Raw genomic sequence first — 16,420 nt, 5'->3', positions numbered from 1 at the left:
GGTCCCGGGCCTTCGTCGTCGCCGTCCGGCAGACGGACGCGGGAGATCAGCGCTGGCGCTTCTCGCGGACGCGCATGTTGACGTTGATCGGCGTGCCCTCGAAGCCCCAGATCTCGCGCAGGCGACGGATCACGTAGCGACGGTAACCGGGGTCGAGGAATCCGGTCGTGAAGAGCACGAAGGTCGGCGGGCGGCTCGCGGCCTGCGTGCCGAACAGGATGCGGGGCTGCTTGCCACCACGCAGCGGGTGCGGGTGCGCCGCCGTGAGCTCAGCGAGGAAGGCGTTGAACTTGCCGGTGGGGATACGCATGTCCCACGACTCGAGTGCGACCTCGAGGGCCGGGACGAGACGCTCCAGGTGACGGCCCGTCCGCGCGGAGATGTTGACGCGCGGCGCCCACGACACGTGCGAGAGGTCCTGTTCGATCTCGCGCTCCAAGTACTTCCGGCGTTCGTCGTCGAGCTGGTCCCACTTGTTGAAGGCGAGCACGAGGGCGCGACCGCTCTCGAGGACGAGGTCGATGATGCGCACGTCCTGCTCGCTGATCACCTCGGTGACGTCGATGAGGACGACGGCCACCTCGGCCTTCTCGAGCGCCGTGCTCGTGCGGAGCGACGCGTAGAAGTCGGCACCCTGCGACAGGTGCACGCGACGACGGATGCCCGCGGTGTCGACGAAGCGCCAGATCTTGCCGCCGAGCTCGATCTGCTCGTCGACCGGGTCGCGGGTGGTACCGGCGAGGTCGTTGACGACGACCCGCTCCTCGCCTGCGGTCTTGTTGAGCAGGCTGGACTTGCCGACGTTCGGGCGTCCGAGGATCGCGACGCGGCGGGGGCCGCCGAACTCGTCCTTCGCGACGGCCGAGACCTGCGGGAGGACCTTGAGGATCTTGTCGAGGAGGTCGGCGACACCACGACCGTGGATCGCGGAGACCGGGTGGGGCTCGCCGAGACCGAGGTTCCAGAGCGCCGCGGCCTCCGGCTCCTGACGGGCGTCGTCGACCTTGTTGGCGACGAGGAAGACGGGGCGTCCGGTCTTGCGGAGCAGCTTGACGACCTGCTCGTCGGTCGCCGTGGCGCCGACCATGGCGTCGACCACGAAGATCACGACGTCGGAGAGGTCGATGGCGATCTCGGCCTGGGCCGCGACGGACGCGTCGATCCCCTTGGCGTCGGGTTCCCACCCACCGGTGTCGACGACCGTGAAGCGACGGTCGTTCCACTCAGCCTTGTAGTTGACGCGGTCGCGGGTGACACCGGGGGTGTCCTCCACGACGGCCTCACGACGACCGAGGATGCGGTTCACCAGCGCGGACTTGCCCACGTTCGGGCGACCGACGATCGCCACGACGGGCAGCGCCGGCAGGAAGCGGATCTCGTCCGGATCCTCCGTCGCGCCGTCGAGGATGTCGAGGTCGTCGCCCTCGAGGTCGTAGTCGGCCAGGCCGGAGCGGAGGGACGCGGCCCGCTGGGTAGCGAGCTCCTCGTCCATGTCCTGGAGGCGGTCCGCGAGGTCGTCGGGGCCTCCGTCGAACTGCTCGTCATCGTGAGCCATGGGAGTTCCTTGCTGTGAGGGATTCGGTGACGCGGACGACCGCGTCGACCGTCTCGTCGAAGTCGATGTGCGTGGAGTCGACCGTGGTCACTCCGTCCGCCGCGTTCATGAAGTCGACGACCCTGGAGTCCGCCCGATCACGCCGCTGCAGTTGTTCCGCGACGTCGCCGGCAGGGTGGCTCTCGAATTCCGCTGAACGCCTGGCCATTCTAGCCGCTTCGGATGCCGTGAGCAGGATCCGTGCCTGAGCATCCGGTGCGACCACCGTGGTGATGTCGCGTCCCTCGACGACGATGCCCGGGCGGTCGACGTCGGCGATGAGCGATCGGAAGGTCTCGTTGATCCACGCACGCACCTCCGGGACACGGGCGACGGCGGATACGACGGCCGTCACGCGAGGGCCCCTGATCTCGTCGGTGACGTCGCGATCCCCGAGCGAGAACGCGGTCACGTCCGGGTCGAGGGAGACGGTGAAGGCGCCACCGAACGCGTCGAGCGAGCCGATCACCGCCGCCGAGTCCTCGGGGTCGACGTCCGCATCGAGCGTGTGGAGCGCGAGCGCGCGGTACCAGGCGCCCGTGTCGAGGTAGCGGTAGCCGAGCCGACGGGCGACGGCCTTGCTCACGCTGGACTTGCCGCTGCCGGCCGGTCCGTCGATCGCGACCACGACGGGTGCGTCCGGCGTCGTCGATGCATCGGTGCTGGTGGGGTGCTGTTCGGTCATGTCTCTTCCTATACTTCCGCGATGCGCCAGCCGCGCGACTCGAGGTCGTCGACGGTGCGCTGCTTCACCTCGGGGAGGACCTGGACCTCCGCGAGACCGATGTTCGCGCCGGGCGAGTGCTCCAGACGCAGGTCCTCGATGTTGACGCCGATCTCGCCGAGCTCCGTGAACAGGGCGCCCAGCTGGCCGGGGCGGTCGTCGAGGAGGACGACGATGCTGGCGAACCGGCGGTTCTGGCCGTGCTTGCCGGGGAGCCGTGCGACGCCGGTGTTGCCGGCCGCGATCGTGTCCGCGATCGTGCGGCGAGCTCCCGGCACCTCCGGATCCCGGAGCGCCGAGATGACCGACGCCAGGTCGGTGGACAGCTGCTCCAGCACCGGGAGGACCTCGGCGTGGTTGGCGCTGAGGATCTGCACCCAGAGCTCCGGTGCGCTCGAGGCGATGCGGACGGTGTCGCGCAGGCCCTGTCCGGCGAGCTGGATGGCGCCCTCCTCGGCGTCCTGCAACTGGGCGGCCAGAAGGCTCGCGACGAGTTGCGGCGTGTGCGAGACGAGCGCGACGAAGCGGTCGTGCTCGTCGGGCGTCATCTCCATCGGGATGGTGCCGAGATCCAGCGCGAGGCCCTCCACCTGCGACAGCGCCCAGGCGGGTGTCTCGGCGTCGCGGCAGATCACCCAGGGGCGGCCGAGGAAGAGGTCGGCCCTGGCGGAGATCGCTCCCCCACGCTCACGGCCGGCGAGCGGGTGGGAACCGATGTACCGGGTGAGGTCGACGCCGCGCTCGAGCAGTGCCCGGTACGGTTCGAGCTTCACGCTCGCGACGTCGGTCACGACGGCGCGCGGGAACGCGGCGAGTTCGGTCTCGATGACGCGGGCGGTGACGTCCGGCGGGACGCAGATGACGACGACGGACGGGTCGTCGGTGGGTTCCGCCGCACGACCCGCGCCGTAGTCGATGGCGAGGCGCAACTGGCTGGGCGACGCGTCGTCGAGGATGATGTCGACGCCCTTGGCGCGCAGCGCGAGTCCGATGCTCGCGCCGAGGAGGCCGGCTCCGACGATGCGGACCGACCCCTGCACGCGCGCGGGCGCGGAACTCAGGTCGCTCATGCCGTCGGCTCCGACGCCTCCGCTGCCGTGCCGTCGGCCGCGCGGGCTTCAGGACCGTGAGCGCGGGCGATGGTCAGGATGGCGCCGAGTTCGTCCTTGCTGAGCTCGCGCAGCTGGCCGGATCCGAGGGTCCCGAGGTGCAGGGGGCCGAACTGACGACGCACGAGGTCGACGACCGGGTGGCCGACCGCGTCGAGCATACGACGGACGATGCGGTTCCGCCCGGAGTGCAGCGTGAGCTCCACGAGGCTGAAGCCGTCCTCGGTGCCGAGCAGGCGGGCCTTGTCCGCGGAGATCGGTCCGTCCTCGAGCTCGATGCCCGCGGTCAGCTTCGCGAGGACCTGCGGGGTCACCTTGCCGGTGACCTTCGCGATGTACGTCTTCTGCACACCGAACGACGGGTGCGCGAGCACGTGCGCGAGGTCGCCGTCGTTGGTGAGGATCAGCAGACCGCTCGTCTCGGCGTCGAGGCGGCCGACGTTGAACAGCCGTTCCTCGTACTGCTCGGTGAAGCGGCGCAGGTCGGGGCGACCGCGGTCGTCCTTCAGCGAGCTGTAGATGCCCACCGGCTTGTTGAGCATGAGGTAGCGCTTCGAGGCGTCGAGCTGGATGGCGCTGCCGTCGACGGACACGAGGTCGTGCTCCGGATCGATCCGCGAGCCGAGCTCGGTGACGACGACACCGTTCACCTCCACACGGCCGTCCTCGATGAGTTGCTCAGACACGCGCCTCGAGGCGACGCCGGCGTTCGCCAGCACCTTCTGCAAGCGGATGCCCTCTGATTCAGTGCTGGTCACTGTCGAATCCTTCCCGGCCATCGTCGAGCAACGGCGAGATCCGCGGCAGCTCCTCGATGGCGTTGATACCAAGTTGGGTGAGCAGGAGATCGGTGGTGCCGTAGTTGATGGCACCCGTCTCACTGTCGGTGAACATCTCCGTGATGAGTCCGCGCCCGAGGAGGGTGCGGACGACGGAGTCGACGTTGACGGCGCGGATCGAGGCGATCGCGCCGCGGCTGATCGGCTGCTTGTAGGCGATCACGGCCAGGGTCTCGAGCGCCGCCTGCGACAGCTTCGTCGGGTTCTGGGTCACGACGTAGTCGGTGACGAGCGCGTCGTAGTCGGCTCGGACGTAGATCCGCCAGCCGCCGCCGACCTCGCGGAGTTCGAACCCGCGTCGGACGCCACCGCGTTCGCCGTCGTAGTCGGCGACGAGTTCGGCGATGGCCCGTCGGACGGCCCCGACCGGGACGTGCACGGCGGCAGCGAGGTTCACGAGGCTCTGCGGTTCGTCGGCGACCATGAGGATCGCCTCGAGCGCCCTCGGGACGTCCGGTGCGGGCACCGGCGCGGGCTCGGCCGGCAGGCCCTGGGCGGCGTCCGCCGGCCGCTCGATCGACTCGGGTGTCGCGTCAGGCATCGTAATCGGCTCCCAGGTTGGCGAGGCTGTCGTCGTTCCAGGTCTCGGCGGTCCAGCGGAGCGTGAGCTCGCCGAGCGGCTCTATCTGCTCGAAGGACAGCGCGGCGTGTCGGTACAGTTCGAGCACGGCGATGAAGCGCGCAATGACCACGCCCTTCAGCTCCGCACCGGCCACGAGCTCGCGGAAGGTGTGGGACCCGCCGCGGCGCAGGATGGCGACGACGTGCGCCGCCTGCTCCCGGATGCTCACGAGCGGTGCGTGCAGGTGGTCGAGGCCCACGGTCGGCACCTCGCGCGGCGTGAAGGCGAGCGTCGCGAGTGCGCCGAAGTCCTGCGCGGTCAGCGTCCAGACGAGTTCCGGGGTCTGCTGACGGTACTGCTCCTCCAGCCGGACCGCCCGGAAGTGGCGCGCCGCCTCCAGGTCGAGGCGCTCCGCGAACCACGCCGACGCCTGCTTGAACGCGCGGTACTGCAGCAGGCGCGCGAACAGCAGGTCTCGCGCCTCCAGCAGGGCGACGTCCTCCGCGTCGACGAGCTCACCCTGCGGCAGCAGCCCCGCGATCTTGAGGTCGAGCAGGGTGGCCGCGACGACGAGGAACTCGCTCGCCTGGTCGAGTTCGTCGTCGGCCTCGAGCGTGCGAAGGTAGGCGATGAACTCGTCGGTCACGCGGCTGAGCGAGACCTCGGTGATGTCGAGTTCGTGCTTGCCGATGAGGGTCAGCAGGAGGTCGAAGGGCCCTTCGAAGCCCTCGAACGACACCCGGAACGACGGAGCCGGTGCGGGGTCGACGGTCGTCGCCTCAGCGGAGCGCGAGCCGGTGTCGCCGGCCGGAGGGAGGACGGCCACGGGCGTCCGCGCGGGATCAGGCGATCGCGCCACGGGAGATGAGCTCTCTCGCGAGCTGACGGTAGGCCTTCGCGGCGGCGTGCTCCGGTGCGAACTCGGTGATCGGGGTTCCGGCGACGCTCGCGTCGGGGAACTTCACGGTCCGTCCGATGACCGTCTCGAGGACCTTCTCGCCGAACGCGTCGACGACGCGCTCGAGGACCTCACGCGAGTGCAGGGTCCGGGAGTCGTACATGGTGGCGAGGATGCCGTCGAGCTCGATCGCCGGGTTGAGGCGGTCGCGCACCTTGTCGATGGTCTCGATGAGCAGCGCGACACCGCGGAGCGCGAAGAACTCGCACTCGAGCGGGATGAGGACCCCGTGGCTGGCGGTGAGGGCGTTCACCGTGAGCAGGCCGAGCGAGGGCTGGCAGTCGATCAGGATGACGTCGTAGTCGTCTGACACCTTGCGGAGCACCCGGGCCAGGATCGTCTCGCGCGCGACCTCGTTGACGAGGTGGACCTCGGCGGCCGAGAGGTCGATGTTGGCCGGGAGCACGTCGAGACCCTTGATGGCGGTGTGCTGGATGACCTCGGCCGGGTCCTTCACGGTGCCGAGCAGCAGGTCGTAGACAGTGTTGGAGTCGTGGGTGGAGATGCCGAGACCGGCGGACAGCGCACCCTGAGGGTCGAAGTCGACGACGAGCACCCGGCGGCCGTATTCGGCCAGCGCGGCGGACAGACTGATGGTGGTCGTCGTCTTGCCGACGCCACCCTTCTGGTTGCAGAGCGAGATGATGCGTGCCGGACCGTGCTGCGCCAGCGTGGGCGGCACCGCGAACTCACGACGCGGGCGGCCGGTCGGGCCGTTCGGGTTCAGTTCGGCGGCGGTCTTGCGCGCAGAATCCTGCACTGCGCTCGTGTGCTTCGTACCGGCCACCGGTGTTGCCTCGCTCCCGCTTGCTGTCGTTCGAGTGACGAGTCTACCGGGCCACGGGTCAGGCCTGCGGTGCCGCTCCGCCCGTGGTCCATCTGGCCCGGGGATGGGACTGCGTGTACACGTCGCGGAGGTTGTCGACCGTCACCAGCGTGTACAGCTGCGTCGTCGCCACCGAGGAGTGACCGAGGAGTTCCTGCACGACCCGGACGTCGGCTCCGCCCTGCAACAGGTGCGTCGCGAAGGAGTGTCGGAGGGTGTGCGGCGAGACGTGCGATTCGAGTCCTGCGCGCTCGGCGGCGCGTTGGAGCACGAGCCACGCGCTCTGCCGGGACAGCCGCGCACCGCGCTGCCCGAGGAAGAGCGCCGGCGTGGACCGGCCGAGGCCGGAGAAGACCGGCCGGACACGAACGAGGTAGCGGTCGACGGCGTCACGGGCGAAGCTGCCGAGCGGCACGATCCGCTGCTTGCCGCCCTTGCCGAGGAGCCGGACGATGTCGGTGTCGATGACGTCGTCGACGTTCAGCCCGACGGCCTCGGAGACGCGGGCACCCGTCGCGTAGAGCAGTTCGAGGAGCGCCTTGTCGCGGACGGCGATCAGGTCGTCGCCGTCGGTCGTCTCGAGCAGCGCGCGGACCTGGTCGATCGTGATCGCCTTCGGGAGCCGCCCCGGGAGCTTCGGCGGGCGGACCTCGCGCGCGACGTCGACCTCGACGAGCTGTTCGTCGAGCAGGAAGCGGTGGAGTCCGCGGATGGACGACAGCACCCTGGCGAGCGAGGACGCGCGCACCGGCTGACCCTCCGGTGTCCGGAGCGACGCCGTGTACTCCGACACGTGCGCAGCGGTGACGGCCGGTGCCTCGTCGACACCGTGCGCGCCGAGCCAGGCGAGGTAGCCCTCGAGATCCCGCCGGTAGGCGGCCTGGGTGTTGGCCGACAGGCCGCGCTCGATCGCGATGTGCCGCAGGTAGTCGGCGACCGCGCGATCGAGCGCCACGCCTCAGGCTCCGCCCGGCCCGATCGTGGAGTCGCCGCTGTCGCGCAGCGTCGACCACCCGCGATCGCGAGCCGCGGCGGCCGTGAGGACACCGAGCATCAGGATCGAGTTGTGGAGCCGGCCATCGAGCACCGCGGCCACGGCGTCGTCGAGGGGCACCCACTCCACGAGGATGTCCGCCTCCTCCTCAGCACGGGCGAAGGCCTCGGCGGTCGCGGTGAGGTCACGCGCGAGGTAGATGCGGATCGACTCGTTGCTGCCACCGGGCGTCGTGTAGAACTCCGTCAGCAGCTGGAGCGAACCGGCGACGAGATCGGCCTCCTCCTCCAGCTCGCGGCCCGCGGCCACGGCCGGGTCCTCCCCCGCGATGTCGAGCAGGCCGGCCGGCAGCTCCCAGTCGCGCTCACCGATCGGGTGGCGGTACTGCTGGATGAGCAGGACGCGCTCGTCAGCGTCGAGCGCCAAGACCGCGACCGCCCCGGTGTGGTCGACGAACTCGCGCACGACCTCGCCGTCGCCGTAGCGGAACGTCTCCCGACGGATGTCCCAGACCTTGCCCGCGAACGCGCGCTCGGAGGACACCACCTGGACGGGGTGCGACTGATCGCGCAACGACGCGGCGTCGCCGACCGACTCAACCATTGGCGACGTCGAACAGGCGGCTCGCCTGCTGGCGCTCGAGCGACGCGCCGACGAGGCCGGCGAACAGCGGGTGCGCGTGGTTCGGGCGCGACCGCAGCTCGGGGTGCGCCTGGGTCGCGACGTAGAACGGGTGCACCTCGCGCGGCAGCTCGACGTACTCGACGAGCGTGCCGTCGGGCGACAGGCCGGAGAACTGGAGGCCGGCGTCCGCGATCTGCTGGCGGTAGCCGTTGTTCACCTCGTAGCGGTGACGGTGACGCTCGGACACCTCGTCCGCACCGTACAGCTCGGCGACGATCGAGCCCTCGTCGAGCTTCGCCGCGTACAGACCGAGTCGCATCGTGCCGCCGAGGTCGCCGCCGGCGATGATCTCGACCTGCTCGGCCATCGTCGCGATGACGGGGAACTGCGTGTCGGGGTCGAACTCGGAGGAGCTGGCGCCCTCGAGCCCGACGACGTTCCTGGCGTACTCGATGACCATGCACTGCAGGCCGAGGCAGAGGCCGAGCACCGGGATGCCGTTCTCGCGGGCGAACTTCAGGGCGCCGAGCTTGCCCTCGATACCGCGGATGCCGAAGCCACCGGGGACGCAGATGCCGTCGACGTCGGCGAGCGCCTTGATCGCTCCTTCGACGGTCTCGCAGTCGTCGGACGGGATCCAACGGATGCTGACCTTGGTGTCGTGGGCGAAGCCGCCGGCCTTGAGCGCCTCGGTCACCGACAGGTAGGCGTCGGGCAGGTCGATGTACTTGCCGACGAGGCCGATGGTGACGGCGTGCTTCGGGTGGTGGACGGCCTCGAGGAGGTCGGCCCAGCCGCTCCAGTCGACCTCGTTGGTGACGAGACCCAGGCGGTCGGCGATGTAGGCGTCGAGACCCTGGTCGTTCAGCATGGTGGGGATGTCGTAGATGCTCGGGACGTCGACCGCGTTCACGACCGCGTCCTCGTCGACGTCGCACATGAGCGCGATCTTGCGCTTGTTGCTCTCGGTCACCGGACGGTCGCTGCGGAGCACGAGTGCGTCGGGCTGGATGCCGATGGACCGGAGGGCCGCGACCGAGTGCTGCGTCGGCTTCGTCTTCTGCTCACCGGAGGCGCCCATGTACGGCACGAGCGAGACGTGGACGAAGAACACGTTGTTCCGGCCGAGCTCGTGGCGGATCTGGCGAGCCGACTCGATGAACGGCTGCGACTCGATGTCGCCGACCGTGCCACCGATCTCGGTGATGATCACGTCGGGCTGGGGCGTCTCGGACGCCTGCAGGCGCATGCGGCGCTTGATCTCGTCCGTGATGTGCGGGATCACCTGCACGGTGTCGCCGAGGTACTCGCCTCGACGCTCCTTGGCGATGACGGTCGAGTAGATCTGACCGGTCGTCACGTTCGCGGCCTGGCTCAGCTCGATGTCGAGGAACCGCTCGTAGTGGCCGATGTCGAGGTCGGTCTCGGCGCCGTCGTCGGTCACGAAGACCTCGCCGTGCTGGAACGGGTTCATCGTGCCCGGGTCGACGTTGAGGTAGGGGTCGAGCTTCTGCATGACCACCCGGAGCCCGCGCGCCGTCAGCAGGTTGCCGAGGCTGGCTGCGGTGAGCCCCTTGCCCAACGAAGAAACGACACCACCAGTCACGAAGATGTGCTTGGTCGTGCCGTTGGAGCCCGAGACGATGCCGTCGATCGGAGAGTTCAGGTTGCCCGCTTCAGAAGTATTCACCACGGGCTTTTATCCTACCATCCAGTTCGGGTTCATGTGTCGCTTCCTTGGCGTTCTCGTCGTCACGAGGCTGCGAGGGCGAGCAGTTCGCGGGCGTGGGCGAGGCCGCTGTCGGACTCCGCGAGTCCGGAGAGCAGCCGCGCCATCTCCGCCTCCCGCTCGGCGCCGACGAGCTGGCGCACGCTCGACGCGGTCACCGAACCGTCGCCGCCCTTGACCACGCTCAGGTGGTTGTTGGCGAAGGCCGCGACCTGCGCGAGGTGGGTGACGACGATCACCTGCGAGCGCTCGGCGAGAGCCGCGAGGCGACGCCCGATCTCGATCGCTGCGGCTCCGCCGACACCGGCGTCGACCTCGTCGAACACGAAGGTGGGCACGGGGTCCGCGCCGGCGATGACGACCTCGAGGGCGAGCATCACGCGGGACAGCTCTCCGCCCGAGGCGCCCTTGCCGAGTGGTCGGGGCTCGGCACCGGCGTGCGGTCGGAGGAGGAAGGCGATCACGTCCTTGCCGTGCAGCGTGAGGTCGTCGCGATCGGACACCTCGACGACCAGCTCCGCCTCGGCCATCGCGAGCGAGCGCAGTTCCGCGCTCGCGGCTGCACCGAGTCGAGCGGCGGCTTCGACCCGGACGGCGCTCAACGTCGCGGCAGCGGCGTCGACCTCCCCGGAGAGTCGTTCGACGTCGCCCTCGAGCTGGGTGATGCGGTCGGAGTCGCCGTCGAGTTCCATCAGGCGGGTGCTGCCCGTCTCGAGCAGGTGCAGGACGTCCTCAGGCGTCGGCCCGTACTTCCGGGCGAGGGTCGCGAGGGTCGCGCGGCGCTCCTGGACGACCTCGAGTTCGCGAGCGCCGTCCTCGTCGAGTCCGGCGAGGTAGCTCGAGAGCTCGGCGGCGATCTCAGCGGCCAGGTAGCTCGCGTTGGCGACGCTCGCGGCGATCGCACCGAGGGCGGGATCGTGCACCGAGGCCCGGTCGAGCTGCCGCCTCGCGCCTTCGAGGAGTCCGACGACGTCGCTCTCCTCGCCGGCCTCGGCCGAGACGAGTTCTCGGGCGCCGGCAGCCGAGAGACGGAGCTCTTCGAGGTTGGTCAGTCGATCGGCGCGCTCTGCCAGCTCGGCGTCCTCGCCGGGCTGCGGGTCGGCCTGCTCGATGTCGGCGAGCGCGACGCGCAGTTGCTCGGCCTCGAGGAGTCGCGTGTCGCGCTCGTTCGTCAGGGTCTCGAGTTCCGTCCGCAGCTCCAGGAGCTCCGTGTAGCGCCGCTGGTAGTCACCGAGGGCCAGTTGGAGCGGTTCACCGGCGAAGCGGTCGAGGGCGTCCCGCTGGGCCGGCGCGGCCCGCAGACGGATCTGATCGGACTGCCCGTGCACGACGACGAGCTGCTCGCCGAGTTCGGAGAGGATACCGATGGGCGCCGTCCGGCCACCGACGATCGCGCGGCCGCGGCCCTCGGCGGTCACGATCCGGCCGAGCAGCAGCTCTGCCGCATCACCCGCGGGATCGAGGTCTCCCCCGGCCTCGCGGACGCGCTCGGCGACCGAGCCGTCGCCCGGCACCAACCAGCGTCCCTGGACACTCGTCTGCTTCTGGCCTGCTCGCACGACGCCGCTGTCCGACCGCTGACCGAGGAGCAGCCCGAGGGCGGTGACCACCATCGTCTTGCCTGCACCGGTCTCACCCGTCACGGCGGTGAAACCGGGTCCGAGTGGGAGCGTCCCGGACGCGATGACGCCGAGGTCGCGGATCTCGATCTCCTCGATCATGCGGTGCCCTCCTGATCGCTGTGGTGTCGGGTGGCCGTGGAGGCCGGGAGGTGGATCGTGCCGGTCATCGGCTCCTCGCGTCCGACGGGGCCACGCCAACCGGTGACCGGCAGCCGGAACTTGTTGACGAGTCGATCGGTGAAGGTGCTCTCGTGGAGGCGCGCGAGGCGGACCGGCACCGAGGAGCGTCTGACGACCACCCGGGCGCCCGGCTGGAGGTCCTTGGCCCGGCGGCCGTCGCACCAGAGCACGCCGAGGCCGTCGGTGCGTTCAAGCACCTCGACCGCGAGGGACGACTCCGGGCCGACCACGAGCGGCTTCGCGAACAGGGCGTGCGCGCTGAGCGGGACGAGGGTGATGGCCTCCACCGACGGCCACACGACCGGCCCGCCCGCGGAGAAGTTGTAGGCGGTGGAGCCGGTCGGCGTCGAGATGACCACCCCGTCGCACCCGAAGGAGGAGAGCGGACGCTGATCGACCTCGATCACGACCTCGAGCATGCGTTCCCGGCTCGCCTTCTCGACCGTGGCCTCGTTGAGCGCCCACGTCTCGTAGACGACCTCCGCGCCGACCTTGACCCGGACGGAGAGCGTCATGCGCTCCTCCACGAAGTAGTCGCGACGCACGACCCGTTCGACCGTCTCGGCGAGGTCGTCGCGCTCGCTCTCGGCGAGGAAGCCGATGTGACCGAGGTTCACCCCGAGCAGCGGCGCCGCCGATCCTCGCGTGACCTCGGCCGCTCGCAGGATCGTGCCGTCGCCGCCGAGGACGATCGCCAGCTCGATGTCGCCGAGGGAGACCTCCTCGTCGAGGATGGAGACGACGTCGAGCTCCGGGTCGACGGCGATGAGATCGGCCCGCTCGAGCGCGCTGAGGACCGGGCGGACGCCCGCCTCCAGGAGCAGCCTGGACACGAGCACGGCGGCGTCGCGCGAGTCGTCGCGGCCGGTGTGCGCGACGATCAGGATGTTCCTCGCCGCGACCGCAGGATCGGTGGAATGTGCCATCGGGTTACGCTCCAGCCATCGAGGTGATCTGCTGCATCCATTCTGTCGGATTGGTTCCGTGCTCCGCCGATATCCACACCACGTACTCGCGGTTGCCGTGGGTGCCGACGATCGGCGACGGGATGAGCCCGGCCGTCCCGAGACCGAGGTCCCAGGCCGCCCACAGGACGCCTGCGACGGCGTCGGCACGGAGCGCGGGATCGGTGACGACGCCCTCACGGACGCCACCACGACCGACCTCGAACTGCGGTTTGACGAGCAGGACGAGTTCCGCCGGGGACGCGACGACCGACACGAGTGCCGGGAGCACCTGGGTGAGGGAGATGAACGACAGGTCGCCGACCACGAGCGACGGACGCTCGTCCAGGCCGGTGAGCTCGCTGAGCTGCTCCGGCGTCAGGAAGCGGACGTTGCACCCCTCGACGACTCGCACCCGCTCGTCGTCTCGGAGCTGCGGCACGAGCTGGTCGTGCCCGACGTCGAGGGCGATCACCCGACGCGCTCCACGCTCGAGCAGGACCTGGGTGAATCCGCCGGTGGAGGCGCCGGCGTCGAGGACGAGTGCGTCGTCGACCACGACCGGGAAGGCGTCCAGGGCGGCGAGCAACTTGTGGGCGGCGCGACTCACGTAGTGGTCGGCGCCGGCGACGACGACCCGAGCATCCGGGTGGACCCGGTGGGAGGCCTTCACGATCGTGCGGTCGTCGACGCTCACGAGCCCGTCGGCGATGAGCTGGGCCGCATGGGTCCTGGAGCGGGCGAGTCCGCGCGCGGCGAGGGCGGCGTCGAGGCGGGCGGGCTGCGCGGCGGCGTCCGGCGAATCGGCTGCAGCCGGCGGTTCGGGTGTGTTCTCCATGCGCTACGCCGAGGTCTTCGGCGAGTCGCTCCCCTCGAGCGTCGCCCGCAGTTCGTCGACGAGCTGGCTGTACGCGGCGGCCCGCTCCTCGAGCGGTTGCTCGTCGATGAGGTGGACGCGGGACACGAGGCCGTCGGTCGGGTGCTCCGGTTCGTTCGTCACAGGGCAACCCTACCGGCCGCCGCCGTCGCCGCCCCCGGGAACCGCTGTGGGCGAACACCGCTGGCGACCCGCGCCTGCCGAGGGGTGGGCATCACTCCGCGTACAGGTGCTCCGGGACGTTGAGCCCGTAGATGGCACGGCCGGACGCCCAGATCGCGGCACACGCGGCGCGCAACAGGTCGATCCGGGACGGGCCGTCCGACTCCACCACGACGTCGTTCCCACGGATCCGCACCGTGGCCGCACCGACCGTCGCCGCCTTGCCGTCGCGCGACATGGTGGTGGCCGGATAGGGCTCGTGCAGCTGCCGCAGGTCCTCGAGGATGAAGGTCGGCCGGGAGTGCTGGTCAGCCGCGAGGACGTGCTTGGCTCGATCGATGCCGGTCAGGACGAGAGCTGACGCGATCCCGGCGCGGTTCGCGCCGAGGATGTCGGTGTCGAGTCGGTCTCCGATGAAGAGCGGCTTCGATGCGCCGAAACGCACCTTCGCCTCGTCGAAGATCGGTACCTCCGGCTTCCCGGCGACAGTCGCCAGACGGCCGACCGCCGTGTGGACGGCCGACACCAGCGTGCCGTTTCCCGGAGCGACCCCACGAGCCTGAGGGATGGTCCAGTCCGTGTTCGTCGCGACCCACGGCAGCTCGGAACCGTCGGCGGTCGGCGTCTGCAGTGCGAACGCCGCTTCGGCCAGCTGTGACCAGCCGACCTCGGGAGCGAAGCCCTGGATCACCGCAGCCGGCGAGTCCTCAGCCGAGCGGGTGACGACGAAGCCACCCTTCTCGACCTCGTCGACGAGTCCGGCACCACCGACGACCAGGATCGTCGACCCGGCGGGCACCAGGCCGGCCAGCAGCCGGACCGCGGCCTGAGGGCTCGTGACGACCTCTGCCGGCGCGACACTGAGACCGAGCTCGGTCAGGTGCTGCGCGACGGAGGCGTCCGTCCGGGAAGCGTTGTTCGTGATGTATCCGACGCGAACGTGTTCCGCCGCCAGGTTCAGCGACTCGACTGCGTGCGGGATCGGATTCGGGCCGGCGTAGACCACGCCGTCCAGATCCGCGAGGACTACATCGACGCCGTCGAGCGGGGTCACGGGCTTAGGCCTTCTCGTCAGTAGCGGACTCACCGGACGGCTCCTCCCCGGGCTGATCGTCGGATTCAGGGGCAACAGCCGTGGGCGACTCGGGTTCGTCGTCGAACTCGAGGAACTCCTCCACGACCACCATCGTCTCGCCCTCGTCGTCCGCAGCGGACTGCTCGAGCGCCTCGGAGGCGATCATCGCCCGGTCGTGCCAGACGGCCGCCTCCTCCTCACGACCGAGGACCTCGAGGGTCTCGGCGTACGCGTTGAACAGCGCCGGGCTGTAGGAGAACGCACGCTTCGGGTCGAGCTGCGGGATCTGGAGCTCGAGTAGCGCGTCCTCGGTCTGCCCGAGGTCGAGCCGGGCACCCGACATCGCGATCGCGAGGGCGACGCGGACCGGCACGTCGAGGGTCGAGCGATCGACGGACCGTCCGAGTTCCAAGGCACGCTCCGGTCGGCCGACGCCGCGTTCACTGTCGACCATGAGCGGCAACTGGTCGTCCTTGCCGGAGATACGGCGATAGGTCCGCAGCTCGCGAAGCGCGAGGGCGTAGTCGCCGGTCTCGTACGCGGTGATGGCGAGGGTCTCGCGGACCATCGCGATCCGGCCGGCCCGACGGGCAGCGGACATCGCGTGGAGGTGGGCCAACGCAGGATCGCTGTCGATCAGTCGCGCCGCCATCGCCAGGTGCTGGGCGACGCCGTCGGCGTTCTCCTTGCTCAGGGTCTTCAACTCGTTCCGCGCACCCTTGTCGAGGTCCTGCGGCGTGACGTCGTCAGGGATCTCCGGGTCGTCGTGGCGCGGACGGATCGACTTGAGCTCGAAGGCGATGCGCTCTTCCTCGGTCAGCTCGCGCTCGCGTCGGAACGCGTCGCGGTCCCCGCGGGCCGGAGCGGCATCGCGCGTCCACAGCTCGCGTCCACCGCTGTCGCGCCCGCGGTCGGGACGGCCACCACGCTCAGAGGAGTGTCCACGGTCGGTCCGGTTTCCACGGTCCGGACGATCGCCTGACGACGGGCGGTCACCGCTCCGTGCGGGACGGTCGGACCGCTGCGGACGATTCCCGGACGACGGCCGGTCCTGCTGCCAGGCGGGACGGTCCGACCGTTGCGGACGGTCGCCGGACGCTGGACGATCCTTCTGCCACGCGGGACGATCAGAGCGCTGCGGGCGGTCGCCGGACGCCGGACGATCTTTCTGCCAAGCAGGACGATCCGAACGCTGCGGACGATCCCCCGATGACGGACGGTCACCCGATGACGGACGGTCACCACTCCGTGCTGGACGGTCGGAACGCTGCGGACGATCCGTACGTGGACGATCGCTCCTGGGCGCATCGGACCGCTGCGGGCGGTCAGCGCCGCGAGCACGATCATCGCGCCGTGGAGCACCACCGTTCCCGCGGTTGTCACCGGAAGATCTCGGAGGACGTCGCTCACCCTTGTCGGGCTGGTCTGCTGACTGGTCACTCACGATGATCTCCACGGTGCTCGGACGCCGTCACCCGGCGTCAACCTACTGTTGAATTCTTGTCCCACGGTACCCGCGAAACGACGACTTCACGCACAAAGCGTGTTAACGCAAAATGGCCACCCAAGAACCTTGGGTGGCCATTTCAACGAAGAAGTCC

Annotated in this window: 16 protein-coding genes; all 16 read right to left on the bottom strand. The window is 69.9% G+C overall.

The genetic code is table 11. From position 1 onward, the window contains the following. Nucleotides 1-46 precede the first annotated feature (46 nt). On the bottom strand, nt 47-1,555 hold the full coding sequence (der, locus tag ITJ62_RS06460; protein WP_085514417.1) for a ribosome biogenesis GTPase Der: 1,509 nt from the start codon (nt 1,553-1,555) through the stop codon (nt 47-49). Continuing rightward, nucleotides 1,542-2,279 (bottom strand): (d)CMP kinase, encoded by a 738-nt coding sequence (cmk, locus tag ITJ62_RS06455; protein WP_194600366.1) that lies wholly within the window; start codon nt 2,277-2,279, stop codon nt 1,542-1,544. The genes der and cmk overlap by 14 nt, the downstream gene beginning before the upstream one ends. An 8-nt stretch (nt 2,280-2,287) precedes the next feature. After that, nucleotides 2,288-3,388, bottom strand: a complete 1,101-nt coding sequence (locus ITJ62_RS06450; RefSeq protein WP_194600364.1) for a prephenate dehydrogenase — start codon at nt 3,386-3,388, stop codon at nt 2,288-2,290. After that, nucleotides 3,385-4,206: a pseudouridine synthase gene (locus ITJ62_RS06445; protein ID WP_194600362.1), complete on the bottom strand. Its 822-nt coding sequence runs from the start codon at nt 4,204-4,206 to the stop codon at nt 3,385-3,387. The genes ITJ62_RS06450 and ITJ62_RS06445 overlap by 4 nt, the downstream gene beginning before the upstream one ends. Then, entirely contained in the window at nt 4,172-4,807 is a 636-nt protein-coding gene (gene scpB, locus ITJ62_RS06440) for an SMC-Scp complex subunit ScpB (RefSeq protein ID WP_194600360.1), read from the bottom strand. The genes ITJ62_RS06445 and scpB overlap by 35 nt, the downstream gene beginning before the upstream one ends. Continuing rightward, nucleotides 4,800-5,654 carry a ScpA family protein gene (locus tag ITJ62_RS06435; RefSeq protein WP_194600358.1) on the bottom strand — a complete coding sequence of 285 codons (855 nt, stop codon included), beginning with the start codon at nt 5,652-5,654 and terminating at the stop codon, nt 4,800-4,802. Before ITJ62_RS06435 ends, scpB begins: the two co-directional genes overlap by 8 nt. Nucleotides 5,655-5,670: 16 nt before the next feature. Further along, complete coding sequence (locus tag ITJ62_RS06430) at nt 5,671-6,546, bottom strand: ParA family protein (protein WP_194600357.1); 876 nt, start codon at nt 6,544-6,546, stop codon at nt 5,671-5,673. Between the two features lie 85 nt (nt 6,547-6,631). Then, nucleotides 6,632-7,567 carry a site-specific tyrosine recombinase XerD gene (gene xerD, locus ITJ62_RS06425; RefSeq protein WP_194600355.1) on the bottom strand — a complete coding sequence of 312 codons (936 nt, stop codon included), beginning with the start codon at nt 7,565-7,567 and terminating at the stop codon, nt 6,632-6,634. 3 nt (nt 7,568-7,570) lie between these two features. Continuing rightward, nucleotides 7,571-8,209 (bottom strand): NUDIX hydrolase, encoded by a 639-nt coding sequence (locus ITJ62_RS06420; protein ID WP_194600353.1) that lies wholly within the window; start codon nt 8,207-8,209, stop codon nt 7,571-7,573. Further along, nucleotides 8,202-9,896: a CTP synthase gene (locus tag ITJ62_RS06415; protein WP_194718987.1), complete on the bottom strand. Its 1,695-nt coding sequence runs from the start codon at nt 9,894-9,896 to the stop codon at nt 8,202-8,204. Before ITJ62_RS06415 ends, ITJ62_RS06420 begins: the two co-directional genes overlap by 8 nt. A gap of 86 nt (nt 9,897-9,982) precedes the next feature. Next, nucleotides 9,983-11,680 carry a DNA repair protein RecN gene (gene recN, locus ITJ62_RS06410; protein WP_194600351.1) on the bottom strand — a complete coding sequence of 566 codons (1,698 nt, stop codon included), beginning with the start codon at nt 11,678-11,680 and terminating at the stop codon, nt 9,983-9,985. Further along, nucleotides 11,677-12,687, bottom strand: a complete 1,011-nt coding sequence (locus tag ITJ62_RS06405) for an NAD kinase (RefSeq protein ID WP_124769480.1) — start codon at nt 12,685-12,687, stop codon at nt 11,677-11,679. Before ITJ62_RS06405 ends, recN begins: the two co-directional genes overlap by 4 nt. Nucleotides 12,688-12,691: 4 nt before the next feature. Then, nucleotides 12,692-13,543 carry a TlyA family RNA methyltransferase gene (locus ITJ62_RS06400; protein ID WP_124769481.1) on the bottom strand — a complete coding sequence of 284 codons (852 nt, stop codon included), beginning with the start codon at nt 13,541-13,543 and terminating at the stop codon, nt 12,692-12,694. A gap of 3 nt (nt 13,544-13,546) precedes the next feature. Next, nucleotides 13,547-13,705 (bottom strand): hypothetical protein, encoded by a 159-nt coding sequence (locus tag ITJ62_RS06395; RefSeq protein ID WP_162852287.1) that lies wholly within the window; start codon nt 13,703-13,705, stop codon nt 13,547-13,549. A gap of 91 nt (nt 13,706-13,796) precedes the next feature. Beyond that, nucleotides 13,797-14,798 (bottom strand): HAD-IIA family hydrolase, encoded by a 1,002-nt coding sequence (locus ITJ62_RS06390; RefSeq protein WP_370581854.1) that lies wholly within the window; start codon nt 14,796-14,798, stop codon nt 13,797-13,799. A 4-nt stretch (nt 14,799-14,802) separates the two neighbouring features. Next, entirely contained in the window at nt 14,803-15,522 is a 720-nt protein-coding gene (locus tag ITJ62_RS06385; RefSeq protein ID WP_228498095.1) for a hypothetical protein, read from the bottom strand. Nucleotides 15,523-16,420: the final 898 nt, after the last annotated feature.

This window comes from Plantibacter sp. VKM Ac-2876, assembly GCF_015350715.1.
Taxonomy (GTDB): domain Bacteria; phylum Actinomycetota; class Actinomycetes; order Actinomycetales; family Microbacteriaceae; genus Plantibacter; species Plantibacter auratus.
This window is presented reverse-complemented; position numbering and strand designations above follow the sequence as displayed.